We start from the raw sequence: 22825 nt of genomic DNA on the forward strand, positions 1-22825 counted from the left end.
CTTCACTGGCCTGCGACAGCTTCGCGATCACCTTGATCTCGAATTGAAAGCCATGGAGCCACGTCACGCAAATGCCGGTCCGCGTCGGATGCGGCGCATAAAGGCGTCCTGAACTTGAGGGAGATGGCCCGAGCTAGACACGGAGGCGCTACCCCGTCAGTGCCTCGCACTGGACTTCGATCCGAGCGTGAAGGAAACAGCGCCGTCAGCACGGATCAACTATTGGAGAGACAGGCCACTCCTATCGACTTCGGTCACAAACTGAGCCTTTGAACTAAACGTCGAAGCGTTGCCAAGTGCTATGCGAAGAACATCGTAAGCGTAGGACGTGAAGACCATGATCAACTCGTCCTCTCGGCGACTTTGCGCCGTCAGTTGTGGCTGCCCCTGCAACCAGTAGATTTGCCGGACGGTCTGTTTAACAAACTCGCGATCAGCCACATCATGAGCGAGAAGGAAGCTCATCCGGTTCGCGATGCTGTGCGCCCGCGGCTCCATCTCGTGTCTCAGAAGAACACCCTCGAGCGCAGCTAGACAGTTTCGCAGCCGATCCAATGGGGCCGCCAAGGTGGTGCCTTTGCTGTAGGTCAGGAGACTTGCTCGCACGGCCAATGCGAACTCGCTCAGACCTTCGGACACCACAAGCAAAGCCGCGGCGTCCAAGAAGCCGGACTTGAGCTCCGAAATCTTCTGGCTAGATAGACGCCAGTACCCCACATGTTTCGGCAGGGTATCTTGATTCAAGATGAAGCCGCCTTCGCGCAGTACGATCAACTTTGAAGTTGGAATGTACTCCGCACCTACGAGTGCGATAGGACTGAACAGGAATGACCTACACGCTGCCGGCGAGAAAAAACGCAGCAAGTCCACAGCATCTTGAGCAATCAGTAGCGCGCGCTCCTGCGCCATTGCGGGCTCGGCGTCCATGGTGACCACCACGGCAGCATAGCCCTGAATCTCGGTTTTTAATTTCGCAAGCAATTGGCCAACTTGCTGCTCCTGCTCTGGTCGAGCTGAGGGTATCTTGCTACGCAGGTTCTCCATCGCGACAGCGGTAATTGATTCGATGCGGACGGGGCCAAAATCAAACCCCTCCTCGACCTCCATGTGGGCGATCGGAGCCCAGACTTCAATTGCCGTTACGTGCTCTTGAGCCGCTGTACACAGGGTTTGGGGGAAGGATTGAGCATCCGTACCAAATCGTTGCCTAGCCCAATTGCAGAAGACGTCTTTGACGAACCCACGGCTTAGGTTGCCGCGAGCCCACGCGGATTTCATGACGGCATCAATCAGATCGTCGAGGGCTTCATAGTCACTCTCAAGCAGGCCATACGATTTACCTTCCTGGACGATAAACATGAAGGCGGCCTCTCCGCTCGTCTCTTTTCCCCAGAAAGTGACTGGCCCCGTCAGTTCCTCATTCGTGATCGTAGTGAATGGTCTTTCGGTCGGAAATCCTTTGGTGGCCTGCTGAAAATGAAGCTCACGAATTTTGCCCAGAAGGTCAGAGGAGATTTGATCGAGCTCAGCGAGCTGTATCAAAGTGAATTGAAAGGTCTCGATAGTGGCGGAATCGGGCGTTTCGACAGATGCAGCGAAGGCTGGCCGTTCGGCCGAGTCAATCGCTTGGAACTTTGCCTGAAGATGGTCGAGTTCTTGGAGGTCCAATTGATGATGCGTCGCGAGAGCAGCATCCAGCCATCCATGGAATTGATTGACGAACGTCAGGTATTCTTGAGCAAACTCATGAAGGTCTAGGTGCTCCCCCGCCTGTTCTAGGTACGCGCGTGCTGGAGGCTTCCACTCTTTCCACTCCAGAAGCGACACGGTGCTATAGCTCACGCCGGTTTTCATCGTGCCGGAACCATCTTTTGCACCTGGATTGGCCGTGAAATTCATGAACATGCTGGAGTTGGGCAGACCTTTGTGCAACATGTAATTTCGAAGACCTTGGACGAACTGCGCTACCGGCGATTGCGCAAAAGTCGCCGTCACTTGCTTTTCGTAGATCGTCATGAGATCGGTATCCGCGTAATGCCTCCTCATGAAGACCCGCGTGTGCTCAACAAGGGTCAAAGCGGATGAAACGAAGTTGTGAACGTGACGATTAAGCTCACGATGAGCCTGGAGTCCAGCTTCGCGATTCTTCTCCATCATCAAGGCCATGCCCTGATCGGGATCCTTGATCCTCTGCGCCGCCTCCACTAGCTCCACTGCATTCATTTGGAACACATTGAGCGAGAAGCTGCGTTGGTGGGCACGGTTGAGATAGCCTGAGCCTGCTGAATCCGCAATTTGCCGGGGAAGATCGGCGAAAGTGCTGTGTTCTTTCATCGTGACGTCTCCGAGTCATCGGGTCTTCACCCCTCCGATTCACCAGCGCTGGTCATAGGTCCATCGAATTGGTGATGTGCTTTGATCTGGTCATAGCAATGCACGCATACCACGGCGTAGTCGGTGAACGCGATGAAGCGGTCAGTCTTGTCCTCCTCCTGCAAATACACGAACTCACAGGCATAGCACCAGCCCTGCTTATCGTCAGGTTCGTCACTGTTCTCGATGAAGCCCAGCGGAACACCGTGGTTTCTAACTAGATGCCCGCAAACTGTAGCCAGTGCCACTCGCCCATGTTGCGGACAGTCGATTTCGATCTCTTCGTTCACGGCCTTGATGAAGTGATGACTGCAATGGCCGACTGTAGCCCAAGCCTTCGGCATCGCCGATCGACTCAGTCTTCGCCGTTCTCCGGCAGCTTCGCAATCACCTTGATCTCGAACTTGAAGCCATAGAGCCACGTCACGCCGATGCCGGTTAGCGTTGGGTGCGGTGCGCCGCCCCAATAGTCCGGCAGCACCTTCCAGACCGTGTCGAAGTTCGACTCCGGGTCGACGATGAAGACGGTGACGTCGACCACATCGTCGAAGGTGCAGCCTGCAGCCCCCAGGATTCCGTTTAGGTTTTCGAATGCGAGCCGTACCTGCGCCTCGAGGTCGGGCTCGGGCGAGCCGTCTTCGCGGCTACCGACCTGCCCCGAAACGAACAGGAAGCCGTTGGAGCGGACTGCCGGCGAGTAGCGGTTCTTTTCATAGAGCGCCTGGCGCCCGGGCGGGAAAACGACGTCGCGTTTGGCCATGAGTTGCTTCTTCCTTCTTTGATGACGATGAAGGGACTTTAGGCAGCCGTGCTTCCCCGATAAACGGGCAAAGCCAACAATCACTGTTTGCAGAACCCAAACAATCTTCGAATCAGCAGCAGGAACAGCAGACATGGACCGTTTCGATGCGATGCAGGCATTCGCCCGCGTGGTGGAAGCCGGCAGCTTCACCAAGGCGGCCGAAACGCTGCATATGAGCAAGACCAGCGTGACGCAGCTGGTGCAGCAGCTGGAGGCAAGGCTGCGGGTGAAGCTGCTCAACCGCACGACGCGCAAGGTGAACGTCACGGCCGACGGAGCGGCCTACTACGAGCGCGTGGTGCGCCTGCTGGCCGACATGGACGATGCGGAAACCAGCCTGTCGAGCGCCTCGGCGTTGCCCCGGGGCCGCCTGCGGGTGGATGTGCCCAGCCCGCTGGCCCGCATGATCCTGGTGCCGGCAATGCCGGCGTTCCACGCCCGCTACCCCGACATCCAGCTCGACATGGGCGTGAGCGATCGCATGGTGGACGTGATCGGCGGGAACGTCGATTGCGTGGTGCGCGGCGGCGAGCTCACCGACCAGTCGCTGATGGCGCGTCGCGTGGGCGATCTGCAATTGGGGGTTTACGCGGCGCCGAGTTATCTGGAACGCGCGGGCATGCCTTCACACCCGCGGGAGCTGGAAGACACGTACCATCGCATCGTGGGCTTCCTGTGGTCGCGCAGCGGCAAGACCTTTCCGTACGCCATGCACCTCGGCGACGAGAGCATTGAGGTGCAGGGCCGCTACGTGCTGTCGGTCGATGATGGCAACGCCTATCTCGCGGCTGGTCTGGCGGGCATGGGAGTGCTTTGGCTGCCGGACTACATGGCCGAACCACATCTGCCGAGCGGCGAGCTGGTGCCCCTGTTCGAGGGCTGGCAACTCGATCCGATGCCTTTGTACGTGGCGTTTCCGCCGAACCGGCATGTCAGCGCCAAGCTGCGCGTGTTCATCGATTGGGTGGTCGAGCTGATGGCGCGGCATGCGCCTGTTGCCGGCCGGCGCGATTCCTCGGGCTGACGCACTCGCAGGTCAGCCGCCCGGACGTCGTGCCACTGCCTTCAAGCCAGATCCCAGACCTTGTTTTTGGCTGCGGGCGTCAATTTGTCCTGGATTTTTTCGCACATGTAACAGGCCGAGACACCCAATAGACCGGCGTCGTCAAGGCGCCCGATGATGAAGACACCCCTCGTGCCCCCCGCAATACGCACAGCACCGCTGATGAACACCTTCTCGCCATTGCTCTGCACGATCTTGTCCGTCATGGCCACGTGCGGGTGCAGCGCTTGGTCTCGATAGGCGTTCTGATAGTTGTCTACGAGATAGCTCAGCAATTTCGGGTTCTGCGAAACGACGCCCAGAAGCAGAAATTGCAACCTCTTTGCCGGGATCAGGTCCTCGTCATCATTGAACATCGCCCGCACCACATTTCTTTCGTGCTCCGCAACGCTGCCGGCGAAAAAACCGTTCATCTGATCCAAGGTCAGCCTGATGTCCAAAACACCCCACCACCAAGCGGACTCCCTGGGAAACTCCGACTCCACCCCGGCATAGCAGACATGCTTGAGGAAGTGGTACTTCAGATTCAGTTCGGGTGAGCCGTGGTCACCCGGTCCCCAGCGCACGAATCCCGCGAAAGCGGAGTTGGGCCCGTGCAGGCCGTAGAGCGTGCGAAGGTTCGGGAAGGCCACGTCTGTGATGCCCGAGAAGCGGTTCCTGTCTGCAAGGCCGCGGCAAGCATTCACGGCCTGTGCAAGCTGCCCTAGCGTGGACAGGTTGGTCAAAGCAGGTGCGCCGGGCACGTTCGCAAGGTTGATCAAGGTCTGCACCACGGTGAGGGGGGTTCGCAATTGCGCGAACAGCCAAATGCCCTCCTGCTGCGCCGGTAGCACGTTCCCCCAGTGCTGGCGCAGCAAGGCGGTCGACGGCACGTTGTTCGCCGTCAAGGCGGCAAAGGACAGGCCCAGCCAATCCAGGACGACCTCGGCCTCGTCGATGAGCGCTCTCACCGCAGGCACCGAGGCTCCCGCATTGATATGGTCAAGAAACCTCTTGGCCGCATTGAACCGCGGCTGCGAGAAAACACCCGGCGCCACAGCCCCAGGACAGAGGATGGAAACGACCGCGTTCACCCGGGCCACGTCCCCATTCACGGCAGTGACTGTGGTGGCGCGGTAGTTGGCACAGAGGTTGCCCAGGCGCGCATCGGTCATCAGCACATGGACGCCGAGCGATCGAAGAAGCAGGTGTGCGCTGACCACTGAAATTGGCATGCGAAGAATTCCCTTTGGCGAAGCGCGTGCGGTTAGCGGGAAGCCGGGCCTTCAGGGTGCGCGAACCGGCGTGACCTTGCGGATCAGGTTGCCGAAGGTGTCGGCCACGTACAGATTGCCGGCAGCATCCACCGTCACCCCGTAAGGCTGCTTGAACGTGGCAGCCGCGCCGATGCCGTTCTGCGCGCCCAGCACACCGGGCTGGCCGGCGAGCGTGGAGACCACGCCTGCCGGCGTGATCTTGCGCAGCAGGCTGTTGCCTGTGTCGGCCACGTAGACATTGCCGTCGCTGTCCACCGTCAGGCCGCCGGGCCTGCTGAAAGATGCCGAGCTGCCGGCCCCGTCGGTCGCGCCGATCTGGCCCGAACCGGCCAGCGGCATGACCACGCCGCCGGGCGTGATCTTGCGGATCCGGTTGTTGCCGCTGTCGGCAACGTAAATGTTGCCGGCCGCGTCAGTCGCTATGCCGTAGGCCTGCCCGAAAGATGCCGCAGTCCCCGTGCCGTCGGCGAAGCCTGCAGTGCCCGAGCCGGCCAGCGTGGTGACGTCCTCGGCAGGCGTGATCTTGCGGACAACGGCGCCGATGAATTCGAGCACATAGATGTTGCCGTCGGCGTCCGTGGCCACCGACGAAGGGGTATTGAACGTGGCAGAGGTGCCGTGGCCATCGAGCGACCCGATGGCCCCACTGCCCGCGATCGTGATCACGTCGGCCGCGGGCGTGATCTTGCGGATGCGGTTGCCGCCGAATTCCGCAGCATAGGCATTGCCCGTGGAGTCCAGCGCAAGACCGGACAGGCCCGAGAACGAGGCTGCAGTGCCGTTGCCGTTTTGCGAAGTACCGCTGCCGCCACCGCCCGCAAATGTCGTGACATCGCCAGCGGGCGAGATCTTTCGCACAAGGTTCGTTGCCGTATCCGACACGAGCAGGTTGCCGCTCTTGTCGACGACCACGCTGTACGGGAGATAGAACGATGCGGCGGTACCGTTGCCATTGACCGAGCCGGGAGTGCCGGACCCAGCGAGCGTGGACACCTGCGCCACCGCCGCCGAGCAGGCGACCGCCACGTCGCCGATGTCGGCCGAGGCTTTGCCGCTGCCCTTGGTCACGGTGCAGAACTGCCACAGGGGCTGGGTGCGCACGCTGACCTCGTAGGCCGAACCTTCGGTGAGCGCGGCGGCAAAGGTGAACTTGCCGTCGGCCGTGAGTTTCAGGTCGTCGCCCGCATTGTTCTGGAGCACCAGGCTGCCGGTGAGGCCGGTGACGGTGCCGCCGACCGTATGCGTCACGACGACGGGGGTCTGGGGTTGCGCCGGCGCGACGATCGGCACGAAGCCCGAGCCGCCGCCACCCCCACCGCCGCAGGAAGCCAGCAACACGATCGCACTGGCCACGGCACCGCAGCGCCCGTAAAAACTCACTCGATTGGAAAACATCCACTGCCCTCTTTGGTTTTGTCGATTCACGAAGAGAAACCCGCGCTCCGGTCGAAGTGCTACCGGCGGTTTCAGATCGTTGATTTTTGTTAACTATTTGTTTCTTCGCCATCACCGGAACTAGGTAGATGGCGGAGCGAGGCACGGCTGCGCCCGCCCGCGCGGCGCCGCGGCGGGCAGAGTCTTCAGGGCCGCGAGGCGGACACTTCGCGCAGGCGCTGATGCGCTGCACCATCCCACGCCACGGGCTGCTGGTTCTTCGCGCTCAGATAGTGGTGCGTGAACACCACCAGGTAGGCATCCAGCGTCTGTTCGGCGGCATGCTCGCCTGCCAGGTTCATGCACATCGCGGCCACCTCGCTGGTGCAGAAATGGTCGTCGCGGCCGGAGTTGCGCAGCTTGTACTGCGTGATCTGCTCCGGCTGCAGGCTCAACACCGGCAGCCGGTCGAGGTAGGGGCTCCTGCGAAACATCTTGCGTGCCTCGGCCCATGTCGCATCGAACAGGATGAAGAGCGGGCGTTTCGCGGTGCCGCTGCTGGTCGCCTTAGGCGACGGAACGGTCAGAACCACGCGCTCGGGCGCCGCGTACTGCCCCGGGAACACCACGTAGGGTTGCCATTGCGGGTCGTTCAGCAGTGCCAGCAGCGCGGGATCGGTTTCGGTACGAGCCCAGCCGAAGGCGAAGGTATCGGCCACCACGTCGGCGACCAGCCAACCGGTGTTGGTGGGCTTGAGCGGCTCGATGTCGGCCATGAGCAGGCACACCCCCGCGCGCGTTGCCACCGAAGGGCGCACGGCGCACATGCAATGGCTGGGCACCAGGCGGCAGCCCGCGCAGCGCTCGCGCTTGAAGCCACCACGGGCGAGAAAGGGCTTGGCGCTTCGCGCCAGGCGGGCGGCGCGAAGGAGGGAGACGGCGTGGGGCATGCGCCGATTCTCGGTCCCACCGGAATCCGTAGAAATTACACATTCGCGCCGATAGAGGCTCTGGCAGGCCCTGCGCTGGAGGAAAATCCATTGCATACAAAGGCAATACGCCCATAACGCCATGACACTCGACGAACTCTTTGCCAATGACGAGTCGCTCCCCACCGTGCCTAAGGTGGTGTCCGACCTGATTGAGATGCTGCGCGACGACGACGTGCCTTTCGCGGCCATTGCGCATCGGATCGAGCTTGACCAGGTGCTCGCGGCCAGGGTGCTGCAGATGGTCAACTCGCCGTTCTTCGGGCTCCGGCGAAAGATTTCCTCGATTCAGGGCGCGATCCTGATGCTCGGGCTCTCCGCCATCCGGTCATTCGTGGTGAGTTCGGGTTTGTCAGGCGCCTTCCGGAAGGTGGACGGAGTCAACCTTCCGGCCTTCTGGGCCCACAGCCTGCGCGTGGCGTCGGTCTCGAGGTATCTGGCTTCGAAGACCCGGCACGTCGACCCCAACCTGGCGTTCACCGCGGGCAGCATGCATGCCATCGGCCACCTGATCATGGCGCAGGCAATGCCCGATCGCATGGCCGCGCTGAATGCCGTCCACCCCTTGGACGCACTGGGGCGCGCGCAACTCGAGCTTGTCGAATTCGGGTATCACTACGGCGATGTGAGTGCATCCCTGGCGCAGCGCTGGGGCTTCGCTCCCGACCTCGTCGGTGGGCTTTCGAGCTTCGTGAGCCCGGCAAAGTCGGAACATGCCGATGCGCTCGGCGGCGTTCTTCATCTGGCCGTGTGGCGCGTGGCACTGGAGCGCCAGGGCGTGGACCTGAGCAATATCGGTGGCTTCTGGCCGAGCCAGTCGGCGCTGGCCGTCGGTATCACCGAGGACATGGTCCAGGAAATGCCGGCGCCGCGTGAACTCGCGGCGGACCTCGAGTCGATGATCGCCTGACCGTACTCCGGTCTCGACCTTCTTCGCGCGCTAGACCAACTGCAGGTCTTTCGGCGCCACCCCGTCGAACACCCGCGCGAGCTGTGCTGGCGAAAGGCCATACATCCGCTTGAACAGCCCCCCGAACACCGCCCGGTATTCATTGAGCACCGGGTAGTCGCGGTTCTGGAACAGCGTGGCCTGCGTCAGCGCCTGCTGCTCGCCCACGACGCGCCCGCCGGCCTGCGCCGAGAGGCCGCCGCCGAGCACCCAGTAGACGGTGCCGTGCCCGTGGTCGGTGCCGCGGTTGCCGTTCTCGCGGAAGGTGCGGCCGAACTCGCTGATGACGACCACCACGGTCTGGTGCCATGCGTCGTCGCCCATCTCCTGTGCGAAGCCGGCTACGCCGCGGCCCAGTTCTTCGAAACGGTTGGCGAGGTAGCCGGTGGCGCCGCCCTGCCCCACGTGCGTGTCCCAGCCGCCGACGTCGACAAAGCCGAGGTCGAAGCGGTCGCGCATCAGCAAGGCCATGCGGCGTGCCACCAGCTCGAAGCCCTTGGCGGTCATGGCGTTGCGGCTGGCAGCGTCCATCTCGGCCTGCACCGCCCGCGTTACCTCGTCGCGCACCTGGAAGCCCTCGGCCACCGGCTGGGCCAGCGCGGTGTTGCGGTACATGCTCGTGATGATCTGGCTCTGCCGCGCGTCGATGCCCGAACGTGCATTGCCCGCGATCGCCATGTTGGCGGCCTTGGCGCTGCCGCGCATCGAGATGGGCAACTGGTCGGTGAAGGCGATGGGCGACACGTCGGTAACGGGCCCCGCGCCGAGTACGCCGGCCAGCCGGTTGAGAAAGCCCGAGCGGTAGTCGCGCCGCTTGTCGAGCGCCTGGCCGAGCTCGATGGAGTCCTGCGTTTCGAAGTGACTGCGCGTGAGGTCGTCGGTGCCCGCGAAGGCGATGAACGATGCCTGCTTCTGCTGGAACATCGGCATCACGCTCTGTGCCAGCGCCGGGTGCAAGCCCCAATTGCCGTCGAGCGGCAGCGCGCCGTTGGGTGTGCCGGGGCGTGCAATGGCGATGTTGGGGCGCGCGGCGTAGTAGAAGTCGCTGCTCGTGGGCACGAGCAGGTTGCTGCAGTCGTACGCGCCGCGCAGGAACACGACCAGCAGCTTGGCGCCTTCGGCCGCGGGCGCGGCCATCAGTTGGCCGGCGGCGCCCGCGAACGGGGCGGCGGCCATGAGCTTCAAGAGTTCTCGACGTTGCATGACGGTGTGTCCTTCTTCTTGATCAACGACGCATCAACTCCGGCGACGCCAGCAGGAAGGTGTTCCACTCCTGCGGGTTCTTCGCCTGCGCCAGCGCCTCGCGCGTGTCCGCACTCATGCCGACCTGCATCGCGCGCACCGCGTGCGAATCAGCCAGCTGCGGGAACGCGGGCTTTTCCAGCGGCGCCTTGTCATCCGTGCGGAACAGCACGGCGCCGTTCGCACCGATGGCACGCGCGATCTCGAAGCGCGTGTTCATCTGCCCTGCACTGGCCCAGGCTGCCTCGTTGAGCGGATAGCCGTCGGGCGTCTCGTGGCCGTACAGCTGTTCGCCCATGCGGTTGATCCAGTTGAGCATCGGGTTCACGTTCGACACCACGCGGTCGTCGTAGGCGAGCCGCACGCCGGCCATCACGTAGTGCACCGGGTCGCGGAACTTGCGGCCCAGCGAGGCGGCGAACTCGGGCGACTCGAACAGCGCCTTCAGCGTGATGGCGATGTCGCCGTCGCTGCGGGTGAAGGCAGCAGCCATGCGGTCGATCAATGCCTGCGGAGGGTCGTCGGAGACGAAGTACACGGCAAGCTTGCGCGAGATGAAGCGCGCGGTGGCCGGCGCGCGCGCCAGGCGGTCGAGCGCTTCGTCGGCCTCGGCCAGACCGCTGCTCTTGATGGGCTGGCCCAGCAGCGTCTTCGGCCCGTAGTCGTGCCGGTTGGGGTTGAACTCGAACAGGCCCTTGCGCACGTAGTCGGCGCGTACGGCCGGCCGCACGTTCGGCGGCGGCGCATCGAGCGGCTGGTTGCTCACGCCAACGCCGGTGAGCACGCGCGCCAGCTCCTGCACGTCGGCCTGCGAATAGCCGCCGCCCACGCCCAGCGTGTGCAGCTCCATCAGCTCGCGTGCGTAGTTCTCGTTGATGCGGTTGGCGGCGTTCTGCGCGTTGTCTAGGTAGCGCAGCATCGCCGGGTGGTGCAGCGTTGCGCCGAGCAGGTCGCGGAACTTGCCGAGCGCGTGCGGGCGAATCGCGTTCTCTTCGTAGTCGCCCACCATCGCGCGGATGTTGTCCTTGCGCAGGTTGACGTTGAAGTGGTTCATCCAGAACCACGTCATCTGCTCCTGCAGCTGGTTGGGCGAATACAGGGCGCGCAGCACGAAGCGTTGTTGCGCTTCGCGTGCCAGGTCGTTGAGCCGCTGCTGGTAGGCCTGTCGCGCGGCTTTCTTCTGGTCTTCGTCGGGTAGCGCATCGGCCGCCTTGCGCTGTGCGTCGAGTTCGGTGACGAGCTGGTCGAGCGGCGTGCGCGAAATGCTCATCGCATCGATCTGCGCCTGCGCCGCAGGCGGCAGCGGCACGGGCCGTGGATTGAGCTGGTCGCGCATCCACAGCGACAGGCCGCGCTTTGCGAGCTGCGCGTCGCTGCTCGCGTTGGCACCCCAGCTCACGCGGTCGAGCCAGCGCAGGCGGGCGGCGTCATTGAGCGGTGCGGAAGGCAACGACACCGACACCACCGGCCGCTGGTCGCCCGGTGCACTTGCGCAGGCCGCGAGCAAGGCCAGCGCACATGCACCGAGCGCCATCGAGGCGCGACGCATGGAGAACAACGAGGCGGCGGCCGGCACCGCCATCACTCCCTGCGCATGTCGTGATGGCGCACGTCGCCGATGGCGTGCTGCGCGGTGTTGAGCGCGACGTCGACGTGCGCCAGGCCGCGCTGCTGGAACGGCCGCGAGCGCGGGTCGTCTTCTTCGCGCGCCACATCGGAGCGCACCTTGCGCAGCAGGTCGACCGCGGCATGCAGGCGGCCTTCGCGCGGCAGCCACGCATCGGTGGGCTCGCGCCATTCGAGGGGCTTGCCGTCGAGCCATGCCGCGCGTTGCAGATCGCCGATGGCAGCATGGATCTCGTCGACCACCACCTGCTCGTCGCGCGAGATCTGCCCGTCTTCGGGGCGGCGGTGCTCCACCTTCCAGGCGGCCGTTTGCAGGTCGGACAAGGCGTGGAGGTAGAACGGGTGCCTGCCGTATTCGTCGGCCAATGCGGGCAACGAGGCCGCAGCCATGAGGGCGAGTGCGGCGATTAGGCTTTTCTTCTTCATCTTCGGAGCTCCTGGGAGTGATGGTGAGTCAAGGACGCCTCCTCAACCATCCGGACCCGCTCCGCGTTGACGCTCTTTACCCTCGTAACGCCGCGCAAAGGCAGCGCCTAAGCGCCAGCTAAGTCAGGCTGCAGACAGGCTGGACGGCGCAGCACCGGCAATCTGCCGCAGGGCGCGCTCGAACACCTCGACGGGCTGGCCACCCGAAATGAGGTGCTGGTCGTTGATGATGATCGCGGGCACCGAGTGGATGCCGGCGTCGGTGTACATGCGCTCGCGTTCGCGGGTTTCCTGTGCGAACTCGTCGCTGTTCAGGATCTCGCGGGCACGGGCTGCATCGAGCCCGGCCTCGATGGCTGCGCGCACCAGCACTTCAGAGTCCGAGGGGTTCTGGCTGTCGGTGAAGTAGGCCTTCAGCAGCAGCTTCTTCAGCGCCGCCTGCTTGGCCGGGCTTTCCAGCTCGGCCCAGTGCAGCAGGCGGTGTGCGTTGAAGGTGTTGTAGACACGCGGACGGCCTCCGGGGCTGAACTCGAAGCCGACAGCCGCGCCGCGCTGGCGGATCATTTCGCGCGACTGCGCCTGCTGCTCGCGCGTGGAGCCGTACTTCTGGTTCAGGTGCTCGAAAGTGTCCTGCCCTTCGGGCGGCATCTGCGGGTTCAGCTCGAAGGGCTGGAAGTGCAGCTCCGCGGTGACCTCGGGGGCCACCTTCCTGAGCGCCGCCTCGAGCGAACTCAGGCCGATGGCGCACCAGGGACAGGACACATCGGAGACGAAGTCGATCTTGAGGTGGGAAGAGGTAGAGGTAGTCATGGCGCCATTCTTCACGGCGCCACAACCCTTGGTGCACGAAAGGTTTTCAGGCCGCGGCCTTGGCCAGGCGCGCGTCCTGCAGCGTCTTCTCGCGCATGCGGTCGTACTCCTGCTTGTCGACCGGCACCGCATCGGGCTTGCCCAGGTCGTTCATCCGGATGCGGTAGGTTTCCCGTGCACTCAGTGCGGCCAGTGCCGCCAGCACCGTCACAGCGAAGGTGATGGCACCCACGGTGAACCACACGTTGGTCGAGCCGGGAGGCGCCACGGCGGCGAACAGAGCGGGCAGCAGTGCGGTGAAGGTGGTGCCGATGTTCTGCGAGATGGCCATGGCCGAGACGCGGTTGCGGGTGCGGAACAGCTCCGGATAGAAGCTCGGGAAGGTCGCGTTGTAGCCCTGGTACACGATGCCCCACATCAGCAGCGACATGACGATGGCCAGCTGCACGTTGCGGATGCTGATGGCATACAGGTACACGAAGGACAGCAGCCCCGAGAGCAGCGCACCGACGATGATCGGCGGGCGGCGGCCGATGCGATCCGAGAGGTTGCCCACGAACGGGATCACGATCACGGCCAGGATGTTGCCGAGCACCGGAATCCACAGGTACACGTCTTTCTGGAATCCGATGCCGTAGGCCGCCTGCACGGCATAGGCCGCGCCAAACACTGTGGCCACCACCGGAATGACGTTCATCAGCGCCATGCAGACCACGCGCAGCATGTCGGCCCAGCTGTCGGTGAAGGCCTGGATGATCGGTGCCTTGGCCACTTCGCCCTTCTTGTCCACTTCAGCAAAAGCCGGCGTCTCGTCGACCTCGCGGCGGATGATGTAGCCCGCCACGATGACCAGGAAGCTCAGCAGGAAGGGAATGCGCCAGCCCCACGAGTTGAAGGCCTCCTCGGGCATGTAGTGCGCCAGCGGCAGGAACACGGCAGCCGCCAGAATCTGGCCGGCCTGCACACCCTGCAGCGTGAAGCTCGCGAAAAAGCCGCGACGCCCGAACGGTGCGTGCTCGAGAATCATCGAGCTCGCGCCCGAGATCTCGCCGGCCACTGCAAAGCCCTGGATGAGGCGCAGCAGAACCAGCAGCACCGGAGCCAGCAGGCCGACCTGGTCATAGGTCGGCAGCAGGCCGACGGCCACGGTCGAAAAGCCCATCAGGAACATGCAAAGCACCAGCACCTGCTTGCGCCCGTGCGTGTCGCCCCAGTGGCCGAGCACGAAGGCGCCGATGGGACGCGCGACATAACCCACGCCGTAGGTCGCGAGCGAGGCGACGATGGCCGTCGTCGGGTCGCCCTTCGGGAAGAAGATCTGCGGAAAGATCAGCGCCGCCGCGGTGGCGTAGATGAAGAAGTCGTAGTACTCCAGCGCCGAGCCGATCCAGCCGCTTGCGGCGGCCTTCTTCGACTGGTGCCTGCCTTGCGGCTCATGGGCTGTGTTGGTTGCCATGTGTTGTCTCCAGTGTTGACGAAAAAATCAGATCAAGAAATCAAATCAATCCTGCGCCTGCGAAGCCATGCGCGCCGGTGCGTTGAGGGCACCGTAGGCGTCGTAGTTGCTCACGCGCTGTGCGACCTCGAAAAACAGTCCGCCCTCGAAACTCTCGGTATAGATGTGCAGGTAGTCGCCGGCTGGCGAGCGGTCGAACAGCACGCCCGCTTCGCGCATGCGCGCCAGCAGTTCGGGCGCGATGTCGATGCGCGTGGCCAGGTCGTCGTAGTAGTTGTCGGAGATGGGCACGAAGCGCGTGCCGTTGGCGCGCAGCTTGGCGGCCGTCTCGAAGATGTCGGCACAGCTCAGCGCAATGTGATGCACCGCGCCACCGCCAGTCACGCTCAGCGTGCGCGCGGTGCGGGTGCGCTGGCTCAGCGACACGTTGAGCACCAGGCGCAGGCTGCAGTCGGTGTTGGCAACGCCGCGGCTGCGGATCAGGCCGAAGGGGTCGGCAAGCTCCAGGCTCTCGCCGGGTTCCAGGCCGAGCACGGCGCGCGTGAACAGTACCCAGGTGTCGAGCTGGTCTAGCGCCAGGCCAAGAGCCACGTGGTCGATGCGCTGCAGGCCTGCGTCGTTCGCGCCGGCACCGTCGTCTTCGAGAATGAAGTCGGCTTCGTACAAGCCGTTGGCGCCCAGCGCTTCGGGCACGAAATGAATCAGGTTGCCGCCCGGCGCAACGATGGCCGGCACGCGCAGTTCGTTGGGGCCGACCGGGCTGTCGTGCCGCTGCGAACGCATGGCGGTGGCTCGGCCCACGGCCGCGAGGGGATCGTCACAGCGCACGCCCAGCGCGCACACCGAGGTGCCGTGCGCCTCGAAGCGGCCGCGCGCAAACGAATCGGGCTGCGCGTTGACGATCAGGTTGATCTCGCCCTGGCGGTACAGCGTCACGGCCTTCGAGCGGTGCTTGCCGATGCGGCGGAAGCCGAGTTGCTTCACCAGCGTGGACAGCGTTGCTGCAGATGCCTCGTCGGCCGCGAACTCGATGAACGACAGGCCGGAGAGCGCCGGCACCGGCGGCGGGCTGAACAGCTGCACGGGCTCGACGTCGTCCAGCCGCTGGCGCGCTTCGCTTTCAAGGTACAGCAGCGAGCGCATCGCATCCACCGCGGTACGGCGGTTCGGCGTCTCGCGAAAAATGTCGTTGAAGATCTCCAGCGACAGCGGCCCGGTGTAGCCCGCGCGCAGCACCTGTTCGAAGAAGCCGACCACGTCGAAATCGCCCTGCCCCGGAAACGAGCGGTGGTGGCGCGCCCACTGCAGCACGTCCATCGACAGCAGCGGCGCATCGGCCATCTGCAGAAAGAAGATCTTGTCGCCCGGAATGCTGGCGATGCCGGCCGGATCGTCCTTCAGCGACAGCGTGTGGAAGCTGTCGAGGATCAGGCCCAGGTGCGCGTGGTTCGCCTGCTTCACGATCTCCCAGGCCTGGCCGTACAGCGAGGTGTGGCGGCCCCAGGCGAGTGCCTCGAAGCCCACGCGCAGGTTGCGGCGCGCGGCGCGCTCGGCCAGTTCGTGCAGTTGCGCGGCGGCCAGAGCCGGATCGTTCACCGACAGCGGCGAAGTGTTGGAGCAGCACAGCACCATCGGCGCGCCCATGGCCTCCATCAGGTCGAACTTGCGCTCGGCGCGCTCCAGGCTGCGGCGGAACTGCGGCTCGGGCATGCCTTCGAAATCACGGAACGGCTGGTACAGGTCGATGGTCAGGCCCAGGTCCGCCGTGATGCGGCGCAGTTCGGTGGCCGTGCCCTTGAAGTTGATGAAGTCGGCCTCGAACAGCTCGATGCCATCGAAACCGGCGGCGGCGACGGCTTCGAGCTTCTGGCGGAGCGTGCCGCTGAGCGAGACGGTGGCGATGGAGCGATGCATGGGGGTGGACTTTAGGAACACCCGGGCCCCGCCACAATCTATTCAGCGAGCTTTTGATCGATCATCGATCACATACGTGCATTATTCGCACGAAATACGGGATACACCTAGGCCGGCTGCCCGGCCAGCAACCCTCAAAGGCTGCGCCAGAAATCGATCAGCAGCTGTGTGAACTCCACCGGCCGTTCGACCGCGCTCAGGTGCGCAGCGTCGATGGTGGCCAGGCGCGCGCCTGGAATGGCACCCACCATGGCCTGCGACATGGCCATTGGCGTGGCCTCGTCCTGCAGCCCGCCGATCACCAGCGTGGGCACTGCAATGCGATGGTTGCTCTCGCGGAAATCGATGGCTGCGACGGCATTGCAGCTCTCGATGTAGCCCTGCGCATCGGTGCGCACCAGCACGTCATGCAGCGTCTTCGCGGCGACTGCGCCTTCGGGCGTGCCCACGAAGGCCGGTGTGAGCCAGCGCGCCACTGCGCCCGGGGCGATGGCGGCCACACCCTTGGCAGCCACCGTCTCGGCGCGTGCACGCCAGGGGGCCTGGTCGGGGTAGTGAGCGGCCGAATTGGCGATCACCATCGTCTTCAGCAGCTCGGGGTGCCGCACCGCCAGTGCCTGCGCGGTCATGCCGCCCATCGACAGGCCGACGAAATGCACGGGCTCGCCGTCCGCCTCGCGCTGGATGAGTTCGGCCACGTCCTGTGCCAGCGTCTCGACGCGCAGCGCGCCGGGCACCACCTCCGACGCGCCGTGATTGCGGTGGTCGTAGCGCAGCACCGTGTGGGCGCGCGAGAGCTGCGCGGCCACGCCGTCCCACATGCTCAGGTCGCAACCGAGCGCATGGCTGAGCACGACGATCGGGCCTTCGCCCTCGCGAACGACATTCAAACGGGTCATGGTGTGGTTTCCTTTTTTGGGTGTTGAAGACGCGGCAGCCAGAGGAACGCGATGGCCATCAGCACGCAGCCGGCCAGCAGCATCGGCACGACCATCGGCCAGGCGCCATTGGAAAAATCGGCATCGACAAATCGCGCTGCCAGTTGCCCCACGCAGAACGCGACCATCATCATGCCGAAGCCCGACCAGGACACGGCCCGGCCCGCCAGATGCGGCAGGTCGCCCACCGCGCCCGCCTGCCCGCAGGGCTGGTGGATGCCATGGCCGAGGCAGTACACGGCGTGGCCGAACAGCAGCGGCACGGCGCTCAGCGGCATCAGCCAGCAGCCGAGCGCCTGGATGACGGCGCCGGTCAGGCTCAGCGAAGCGCCGAGCCGCACGGTGCGCACCGGCCCGTAACGCCGCAACAGCGTGCGGCACATGGTGGTGCTGAAGATGTAGACCAGCGAGCCGCCAGCCGGGATCCAGCCGTACCACGCGGGCGACCAGCCCAGATAGCCGATGTAGACCATCGGCGACAGCAGCAGAAAGCAGAACAGCCCGCCGTAGGTCGTCGCTGCCACCGAGGCCCAGGCGCGGAAAGACCGGCTCGCGAACACCGCGCGCGTGCTGCCGCGCGGCGCGGACGACTCACCCTCGCCCAGCATCGGCTTGCGCGTTTCGCCGAACGAGCGCAAGCACAGCGCGAACAGCAGCGAGGCATAGACCGCCATCGCGACCATCACCCAGCGCCAGCCCGCGCCCTGCACCAGCCACGCGCCGAGCAGCGGCGCCATCAGGCCGACCACGCCCAGCCCGGTGAGGCCGCGCGCCATGACGTGCGGGCCTTCGTGCGCGGGGTACAGGTCGCGTACCGCCGCGCGCGAGCACACGAGAATCGCCGCCATCGAAAAGCCCTGCAGCGTGCGCCAGCCCGCGAGCAGCGCCACGCTGCCTGCGAACGCGCCGCCCAGCGCGGCAATGGCGTAGCAGCCGAGCCCCGCCAGCAGCACCGGCCTGCGGCCGAAGCGATCGGCCAGCGGGCCGCACAGCAACTGCGCAAAGCCGAAGGCCAGCACGAACAGCGTGAGGCTGGTGCTGGCCGAACCGAGCTCCTTCGCAATGGCGGGAAGCGCGGGCAAATAACTGTCGGTGGCCACCGGCTGCGCCGCCAGCAGCAGCGGCAGCAGCAAGGTGAAAGAGACGTCGAACCGGCCCTTCTTGCGGGCGACCGGCGCGGTCACTGGGGCAACGCAGGCAGCAGGCCTTTTTCGCGCAGGATGCCGGTCGCGATGCCGAAGGCGTGGTTGGCCACCGGCACGCCGCAGTAGATGGCGGCCATCATGATCACTTCCTTGATGTCGTCCGGCGTGAGGCGCGACTCGGGCGGACCGTCGAGCGCGGCACGCACGTGCATGGCGAACTCTTCATACGCATGGATGCCCAGCATCATCGACAGCACCATGTAGCGGCGCGTCTTGTCGCCCAGTGCGGGGCGGCCCCAGATGTCGTTCCACGCGTGGCGTGTGATGAGTTCCTGGAACTCGGCGTTGAAGCCGTTGCGGTTGGCGAGCGACTTGTCGACCCAGGCATCGCCGAGCACGCGGCGGCGGTTGACGAGGCCGGCTTCGTAGTCGTTGGCCGGGGTTTCGGGGGCGGTCATTGGGTAAGTTCCTTGTCTGTGAGCCGGGCCTGCAGCGCCTTCACCTCGGCGAGGGCTGTCTGTCCGGCGTTGTGAGCGAGCGCGGGGTCGAACCATTCGTCGGCCGCATCGCGCGGGAGTTCGGCGCGCAGCCGGTCGATGTTGGCGCGCATGCGCGCGGCGTCGACCTGCAGGCCGGGCAATGCGCCTGCCATTGCGCGCACGCTGCCGTGCGCCGACATCAGCAGCTGCGGCCATTCGGCCAGCTCGGCCTGCCAGGCGCCGAGCGCGCGTTCGTGCTGTTGCGGCATGGCGCCGAGCAATGCGGCCACGCGCTGCGGCGCACGGTGCGCGGCGGCGATGGCGACCATCGAAGCCACCGGGTTGCGCTTGTGCGGCATTGCCGACGAACCACCGCGGCCCGGCTCACTGGGCTCCGCGACTTCGGCCACTTCGTACTGCCCGAGCAGCGCGATGTCGACCGCGATCTTTCCGAGGCTGCCGGTGATGAGGCCCAGCTCGCAGCCGAGCGCAACCCATTCGTCGCGCTGTGTGTGCCACGTTGCGCCGGGGTCGCCCAGGCCGAGCTCCTTGGCCATGCGCTTGCGCACGGCTGCGCCCTGCCCCTTCATCTGCGCCAGCGTGCCGACGGCGCCGCCCAGCTGCAATTGCAGCGCGTGCTTCGCGGCGTCGCGCAGGCGGATGCGGCTGCGCACCAGCGGCGCGGCCCAGCCCGCGCACTTGAAGCCGAAGCTGGTGACCGAGGCCGGCTGCATCAGCGTGCGCGCGAGCATCGGTGTTTCGGCATGCGTGACGGCCAGGCGCAGCAGCGCGTCCGCGGCCTTGGCGAGATCGGTCTCGATGAGCGCGACCGCTTCGCGCGTGACCAGCGCCATTGCGCTGTCGATCACGTCCTGGCTGGTGCTGCCGAAGTGCACGAAGGGCGCGGCGTCGGCATTGAAAAGGCCGACGGCTTCGCGCAGCGCCTTCACCAGCGGAATCGCGACGCTGCCCGCGCGGCCGCTCTCGCGCACGATCTTGGCAACGTCGAACAGCTCGACCTTGCAGCTGCTGACGATCGAATGCGCAGCGCTCTCGGGGATCAGTCCTTCGGCAACCTGTGCGCGCGCGAGTGCCGCTTCGAAGCGCAGCATGGCATCGACGAAGGCGCGGTCGCTGAAGGCGCCGAGCGTTTCGGATGTGGAGAGGAAGCCTTCAAAAATACTCATGCGATGACCTGGCCTTTCAGTATTTCAATTGGGCCACGGCACGCAATTCCTCCGGGGAGGCTGTGCCGAATCCGAAGAACTCGAGGTAGGCAGGGATCATCTCGAACAGCATGTCGGTGCCGACCTGCACCTGGCAGCCCTTGGCCTTGGCGGCCTGCAGCAGCGGCGTGTATTCGGTCTTCATGACCACCTCGCCGACGAAAGTGCCGGGGTCGATGCGGTCCACATCGAAGGGCAGCGGGTCGCCCTCCTTCATGCCGAGCGGCGTGGCGTTGACGACCACGTCGTAGCCGGCCGGGTCTTTCGAGCCCGTGCTCACCTTCATCTGCGGATAGTGCTCGCGCAGCCGCGCGGCCAATGCGCCGGCCGAGGCCTCGCTCATGTCGAACAGCATCAGCTCGGCGGCTCCGGCGGCAGCAATCGATGCGGCAATGGCCGAGCCAACGCCACCCGTGCCCGACACCAGCACGCGCGTGCCCTTGAACAGGCGCCCCTTGCGCTCCACGCCACGCACGAAGCCCGCGCCGTCGAACTGGTCGCCCAACAGCGTGCCGTCGGGCCGCTTGAGGATGGCGTTGCAGGCGCCGGCCACGCGCGCAGTGGGCGTCACCTCGTCGACCAGCGACATGGTCGTGACCTTGTGCGGCATGGTCACCAGCGCGCCGCGCAGGTTGCTGAACCTGAAGATCTGCGGCAGCGAGGCCGCGTAGTCCTCGGGCTTCACGCCCATCGGAACCACCACGGCGTCGATGCCGTGCTTGTCGAACCAGGGGTTGTAGATCATCGGGGCCTTGAAGGCCTCGGTGGGATAGCCGATGTGGGCGATGAGCGTGGTCTTGCCGGAAATCATGTCGGTTGTTTCTTTGAAAAATCGGGGCTCAGGCGACGCTGGGCGAGTGGTAGCGCAAGGGCTGCGCAATTTCGGCGTGCATTGCCGGTGGGTAGATGATTTCGCGCAGGAAGTCGGCGTCGGCCTGCATCGCGGCAGCCGCATCGAGATGGCCGAAGTAGCGGAAGTAGTGCGGCATCTGCTGGATGAGCATCTCGAAGCCCGCCTGTGCGTTGAGTCCGCGCGCTCGCGCTGCCTGCACCAGCGGCGTGGGCTGGTTGCGCAGAAGAATGTCGAACAGTGCCGCATGGCCGTCCATGCGCGACACGTCGAGGGGCAACGCATCGCCTTCGACCAGCCCCAGCTGCGTGGCGTTGATGACGAGGTCGTAGCCCTCGGGCGCGTTGCTGTCGGCCGAGACCACAGTCGCGTCGAAGAAGGCGTTGAGCTTGGCCGCCACACCGGCCGCCTTGCCTGCGGCGCTGTCGTAGAACGCGATGTACTCCGCGCCGTTCACCGTGCCGCCTTCGGCCAGCGCAACGCCGATGGCCGCCGCACTCACGCCCGCGCCGAGGATCAGCACGCGCTTGCCGCGGAAGGGAATGTTGTAGTGGTCGAGCGCGCCGATCAGGCCTTCGCCGTCGAACAGGTCGCCTTCGAGCTGGTCGCCCTCGGTGCGGCGCACCACGTTGACCGAGCCGGCCACGCGGCCGAAGAGGCCGCAGCCATCGAGCAGGTCGACCACCAGCGGCTTGTGCGGCGGCGCGATCACCATGCCGCGCACGTTGCGCGCGAGAAAGGCCGATTTGAAGAACACCGCGAAGTCGCGCACCGGCACCTGCATGGGCAGCAGCACAGCGTCGATGCCGAAGCGCTCGAAGGCGACGTTGAACATGCGGGGCAGCCGCACATTGCGAACCGGGTCGCCGGGGATCAGGTAAGCCTGGGTGCTGCCGCGGATGGAATGGCTCATGTGCGTGCTTCCGTTCGTCAATCGCTCTTTTCGAGGGCGGATGCCGAGCTTTATAGTCGCTTCGCCTGAATCACGCAGCCTTTGGCACCTTGAATCGTGCGATTATCGAACTGAAAAAATCATTGATCGTTCAATTCAAGGGTTTTCACTGTCATCAAATGCAAACTCCGAACCCATCCACGCAGGCACACTTCCGCCCATGAGCAAGGACAGCAAGGACGACCCGGCGCCGCCGTCCGGCCTGGACAAGCGCGACTGGATCGCCGGCCTGGAGCGTGGCGTGAGCATCATCGAGGCCTTCGACGACGCCAACCCGCGCCTGACTGCCAGCCAGGCCGGCCAGCGCACGAACATGACCCGCACAGCCGCGCGGCGCTATCTGCTGACCTTGCAGCACATGGGCTATGTGGCGAGCGACGGCAAGCTGTTCTGGCTCACGCCGCGCGTGCTGCGGCTGGGCCAGTCGTACCTGGAATCGGCCCGGCTGCCGCGCGTGGTGCAGCCCTTTCTGCAGCGGGTGGCAGCGGGCACCAACGAGATCGCCTACCTCAGCGTGATGGACGGCGACGAGGTGGTCTACATCGCGCGCAACGGCCCCAACCGCAGCATGAGCACCGGCTACGTGCTCGGCGCGCGCGTGCCGGCGCAGGTCACGGCCTCGGGCATGCTGATGCTGGCGCTGCGCAGCGACGCCGAGCTGAATGAATGGCTGACGACACGGCAGCTGACGGTTTTCACCTCGCACACCATCGCAAGCATGGAGCGCATGAAGCTCGAACTCGCCCGCATCCGGGCGCAGGGCTGGGCCCTTTCCGAACAACAGCTCGACCTGAACTCTCGCGGCATCGCGGTGCCGCTGCGCGACCGGCACGGCACGCTGGTGGGGGCGCTGAACATCACGATGCCGATGGGGCACGAGAGCTCGGAAGATGCGGTGGCGCGAGTGCTGCCGGTGCTGCGTGAGACGGCGCAGGCGATGCGCAATCTGATCTGA

Annotated in this window: 21 protein-coding genes and 1 pseudogene; 3 read left to right on the forward strand and 19 right to left on the reverse strand. The window is 65.0% G+C overall.

Going from position 1 to position 22825, the window contains the following annotated elements:
* Position 1: 1 nt before the first annotated feature.
* The 4 genes and pseudogenes from ACTG4X_RS21770 to ACTG4X_RS21785 form a co-directional block, all read right to left on the reverse strand.
* Positions 2-97, reverse strand: a pseudogene (locus tag ACTG4X_RS21770) (RidA family protein); the annotation flags it as partial.
* Between the two features lie 122 nt (positions 98-219).
* Positions 220-2334 carry a hypothetical protein gene (locus ACTG4X_RS21775; protein WP_440531889.1) on the reverse strand — a complete coding sequence of 705 codons (2115 nt, stop codon included), beginning with the start codon at positions 2332-2334 and terminating at the stop codon, positions 220-222.
* Between the two features lie 26 nt (positions 2335-2360).
* Entirely contained in the window at positions 2361-2663 is a 303-nt protein-coding gene (locus tag ACTG4X_RS21780) for a hypothetical protein (RefSeq protein WP_440531890.1), read from the reverse strand.
* A gap of 65 nt (positions 2664-2728) precedes the next feature.
* A complete protein-coding gene (locus ACTG4X_RS21785; protein ID WP_440531891.1) occupies positions 2729-3133 on the reverse strand; it encodes a RidA family protein in 405 nt (134 codons plus the stop codon).
* Positions 3134-3266: 133 nt separating this feature from the next.
* Between ACTG4X_RS21785 and ACTG4X_RS21790 the strand changes: the two genes are divergently transcribed.
* Positions 3267-4199: a LysR substrate-binding domain-containing protein gene (locus ACTG4X_RS21790; RefSeq protein ID WP_440531892.1), complete on the forward strand. Its 933-nt coding sequence runs from the start codon at positions 3267-3269 to the stop codon at positions 4197-4199.
* Positions 4200-4240: 41 nt separating this feature from the next.
* Here the strand turns inward: ACTG4X_RS21790 and ACTG4X_RS21795 are convergent, their stop codons facing one another.
* The 3 genes from ACTG4X_RS21795 to ACTG4X_RS21805 all read right to left on the reverse strand — a co-directional run bounded on the left by ACTG4X_RS21795 (position 4241) and on the right by ACTG4X_RS21805 (position 7818).
* The gene (locus ACTG4X_RS21795) at positions 4241-5452 is read right to left on the reverse strand and encodes a hypothetical protein (protein ID WP_435458627.1); all 1212 of its coding nucleotides are present in this window, start codon (positions 5450-5452) and stop codon (positions 4241-4243) included.
* Between the two features lie 51 nt (positions 5453-5503).
* Positions 5504-6889, reverse strand: a complete 1386-nt coding sequence (locus ACTG4X_RS21800) for an NHL repeat-containing protein (protein ID WP_440531893.1) — start codon at positions 6887-6889, stop codon at positions 5504-5506.
* 185 nt (positions 6890-7074) lie between these two features.
* Entirely contained in the window at positions 7075-7818 is a 744-nt protein-coding gene (locus ACTG4X_RS21805) for a tRNA-uridine aminocarboxypropyltransferase (protein ID WP_440531894.1), read from the reverse strand.
* Positions 7819-7939: 121 nt separating this feature from the next.
* Between ACTG4X_RS21805 and ACTG4X_RS21810 the strand changes: the two genes are divergently transcribed.
* The gene (locus ACTG4X_RS21810) at positions 7940-8767 is read left to right on the forward strand and encodes an HDOD domain-containing protein (RefSeq protein ID WP_093179481.1); all 828 of its coding nucleotides are present in this window, start codon (positions 7940-7942) and stop codon (positions 8765-8767) included.
* Positions 8768-8797: 30 nt separating this feature from the next.
* On the opposite strand, the gene ACTG4X_RS21815 is transcribed toward ACTG4X_RS21810, so the two are convergent.
* From ACTG4X_RS21815 to ACTG4X_RS21870, 12 genes are all read right to left on the reverse strand, one after another.
* The gene (locus ACTG4X_RS21815) at positions 8798-10009 is read right to left on the reverse strand and encodes a DUF1501 domain-containing protein (RefSeq protein WP_093179482.1); all 1212 of its coding nucleotides are present in this window, start codon (positions 10007-10009) and stop codon (positions 8798-8800) included.
* 22 nt (positions 10010-10031) lie between these two features.
* Entirely contained in the window at positions 10032-11630 is a 1599-nt protein-coding gene (locus ACTG4X_RS21820) for a DUF1800 domain-containing protein (RefSeq protein WP_440531895.1), read from the reverse strand.
* Positions 11630-12100, reverse strand: a complete 471-nt coding sequence (locus tag ACTG4X_RS21825; protein WP_097198862.1) for a hypothetical protein — start codon at positions 12098-12100, stop codon at positions 11630-11632. The genes ACTG4X_RS21820 and ACTG4X_RS21825 overlap by 1 nt, the downstream gene beginning before the upstream one ends.
* A gap of 123 nt (positions 12101-12223) precedes the next feature.
* The gene (locus ACTG4X_RS21830) at positions 12224-12910 is read right to left on the reverse strand and encodes a DsbA family oxidoreductase (RefSeq protein WP_440531896.1); all 687 of its coding nucleotides are present in this window, start codon (positions 12908-12910) and stop codon (positions 12224-12226) included.
* Between the two features lie 46 nt (positions 12911-12956).
* Positions 12957-14366, reverse strand: coding sequence for an MFS transporter (locus tag ACTG4X_RS21835; protein WP_093050522.1), 1410 nt, complete (start codon positions 14364-14366; stop codon positions 12957-12959).
* A gap of 45 nt (positions 14367-14411) precedes the next feature.
* Positions 14412-16280: a bifunctional sugar phosphate isomerase/epimerase/4-hydroxyphenylpyruvate dioxygenase family protein gene (locus ACTG4X_RS21840; protein WP_440531897.1), complete on the reverse strand. Its 1869-nt coding sequence runs from the start codon at positions 16278-16280 to the stop codon at positions 14412-14414.
* Positions 16281-16414: 134 nt separating this feature from the next.
* A complete protein-coding gene (locus ACTG4X_RS21845; protein WP_440531898.1) occupies positions 16415-17179 on the reverse strand; it encodes an alpha/beta fold hydrolase in 765 nt (254 codons plus the stop codon).
* On the reverse strand, positions 17176-18402 hold the full coding sequence (locus ACTG4X_RS21850) for a multidrug effflux MFS transporter (protein ID WP_440531899.1): 1227 nt from the start codon (positions 18400-18402) through the stop codon (positions 17176-17178). Before ACTG4X_RS21850 ends, ACTG4X_RS21845 begins: the two co-directional genes overlap by 4 nt.
* Positions 18399-18821, reverse strand: coding sequence for a carboxymuconolactone decarboxylase family protein (locus ACTG4X_RS21855; protein WP_093050534.1), 423 nt, complete (start codon positions 18819-18821; stop codon positions 18399-18401). The genes ACTG4X_RS21850 and ACTG4X_RS21855 overlap by 4 nt, the downstream gene beginning before the upstream one ends.
* Positions 18818-20029: a 3-carboxy-cis,cis-muconate cycloisomerase gene (pcaB, locus tag ACTG4X_RS21860; protein ID WP_440531900.1), complete on the reverse strand. Its 1212-nt coding sequence runs from the start codon at positions 20027-20029 to the stop codon at positions 18818-18820. Before pcaB ends, ACTG4X_RS21855 begins: the two co-directional genes overlap by 4 nt.
* 16 nt (positions 20030-20045) lie before the next feature.
* The gene (locus ACTG4X_RS21865; RefSeq protein WP_440531901.1) at positions 20046-20879 is read right to left on the reverse strand and encodes a shikimate dehydrogenase family protein; all 834 of its coding nucleotides are present in this window, start codon (positions 20877-20879) and stop codon (positions 20046-20048) included.
* Between the two features lie 28 nt (positions 20880-20907).
* Positions 20908-21831: a shikimate dehydrogenase family protein gene (locus ACTG4X_RS21870; protein ID WP_440531902.1), complete on the reverse strand. Its 924-nt coding sequence runs from the start codon at positions 21829-21831 to the stop codon at positions 20908-20910.
* A 199-nt stretch (positions 21832-22030) separates the two neighbouring features.
* On the opposite strand from ACTG4X_RS21870, the gene ACTG4X_RS21875 reads away from it, so the two are divergent.
* A complete protein-coding gene (locus ACTG4X_RS21875) occupies positions 22031-22825 on the forward strand; it encodes an IclR family transcriptional regulator domain-containing protein (RefSeq protein WP_440531903.1) in 795 nt (264 codons plus the stop codon).

The sequence above is a fragment of the Variovorax sp. YR566 genome, assembly GCF_051992195.1.
Classification (GTDB): domain Bacteria; phylum Pseudomonadota; class Gammaproteobacteria; order Burkholderiales; family Burkholderiaceae_C; genus Variovorax.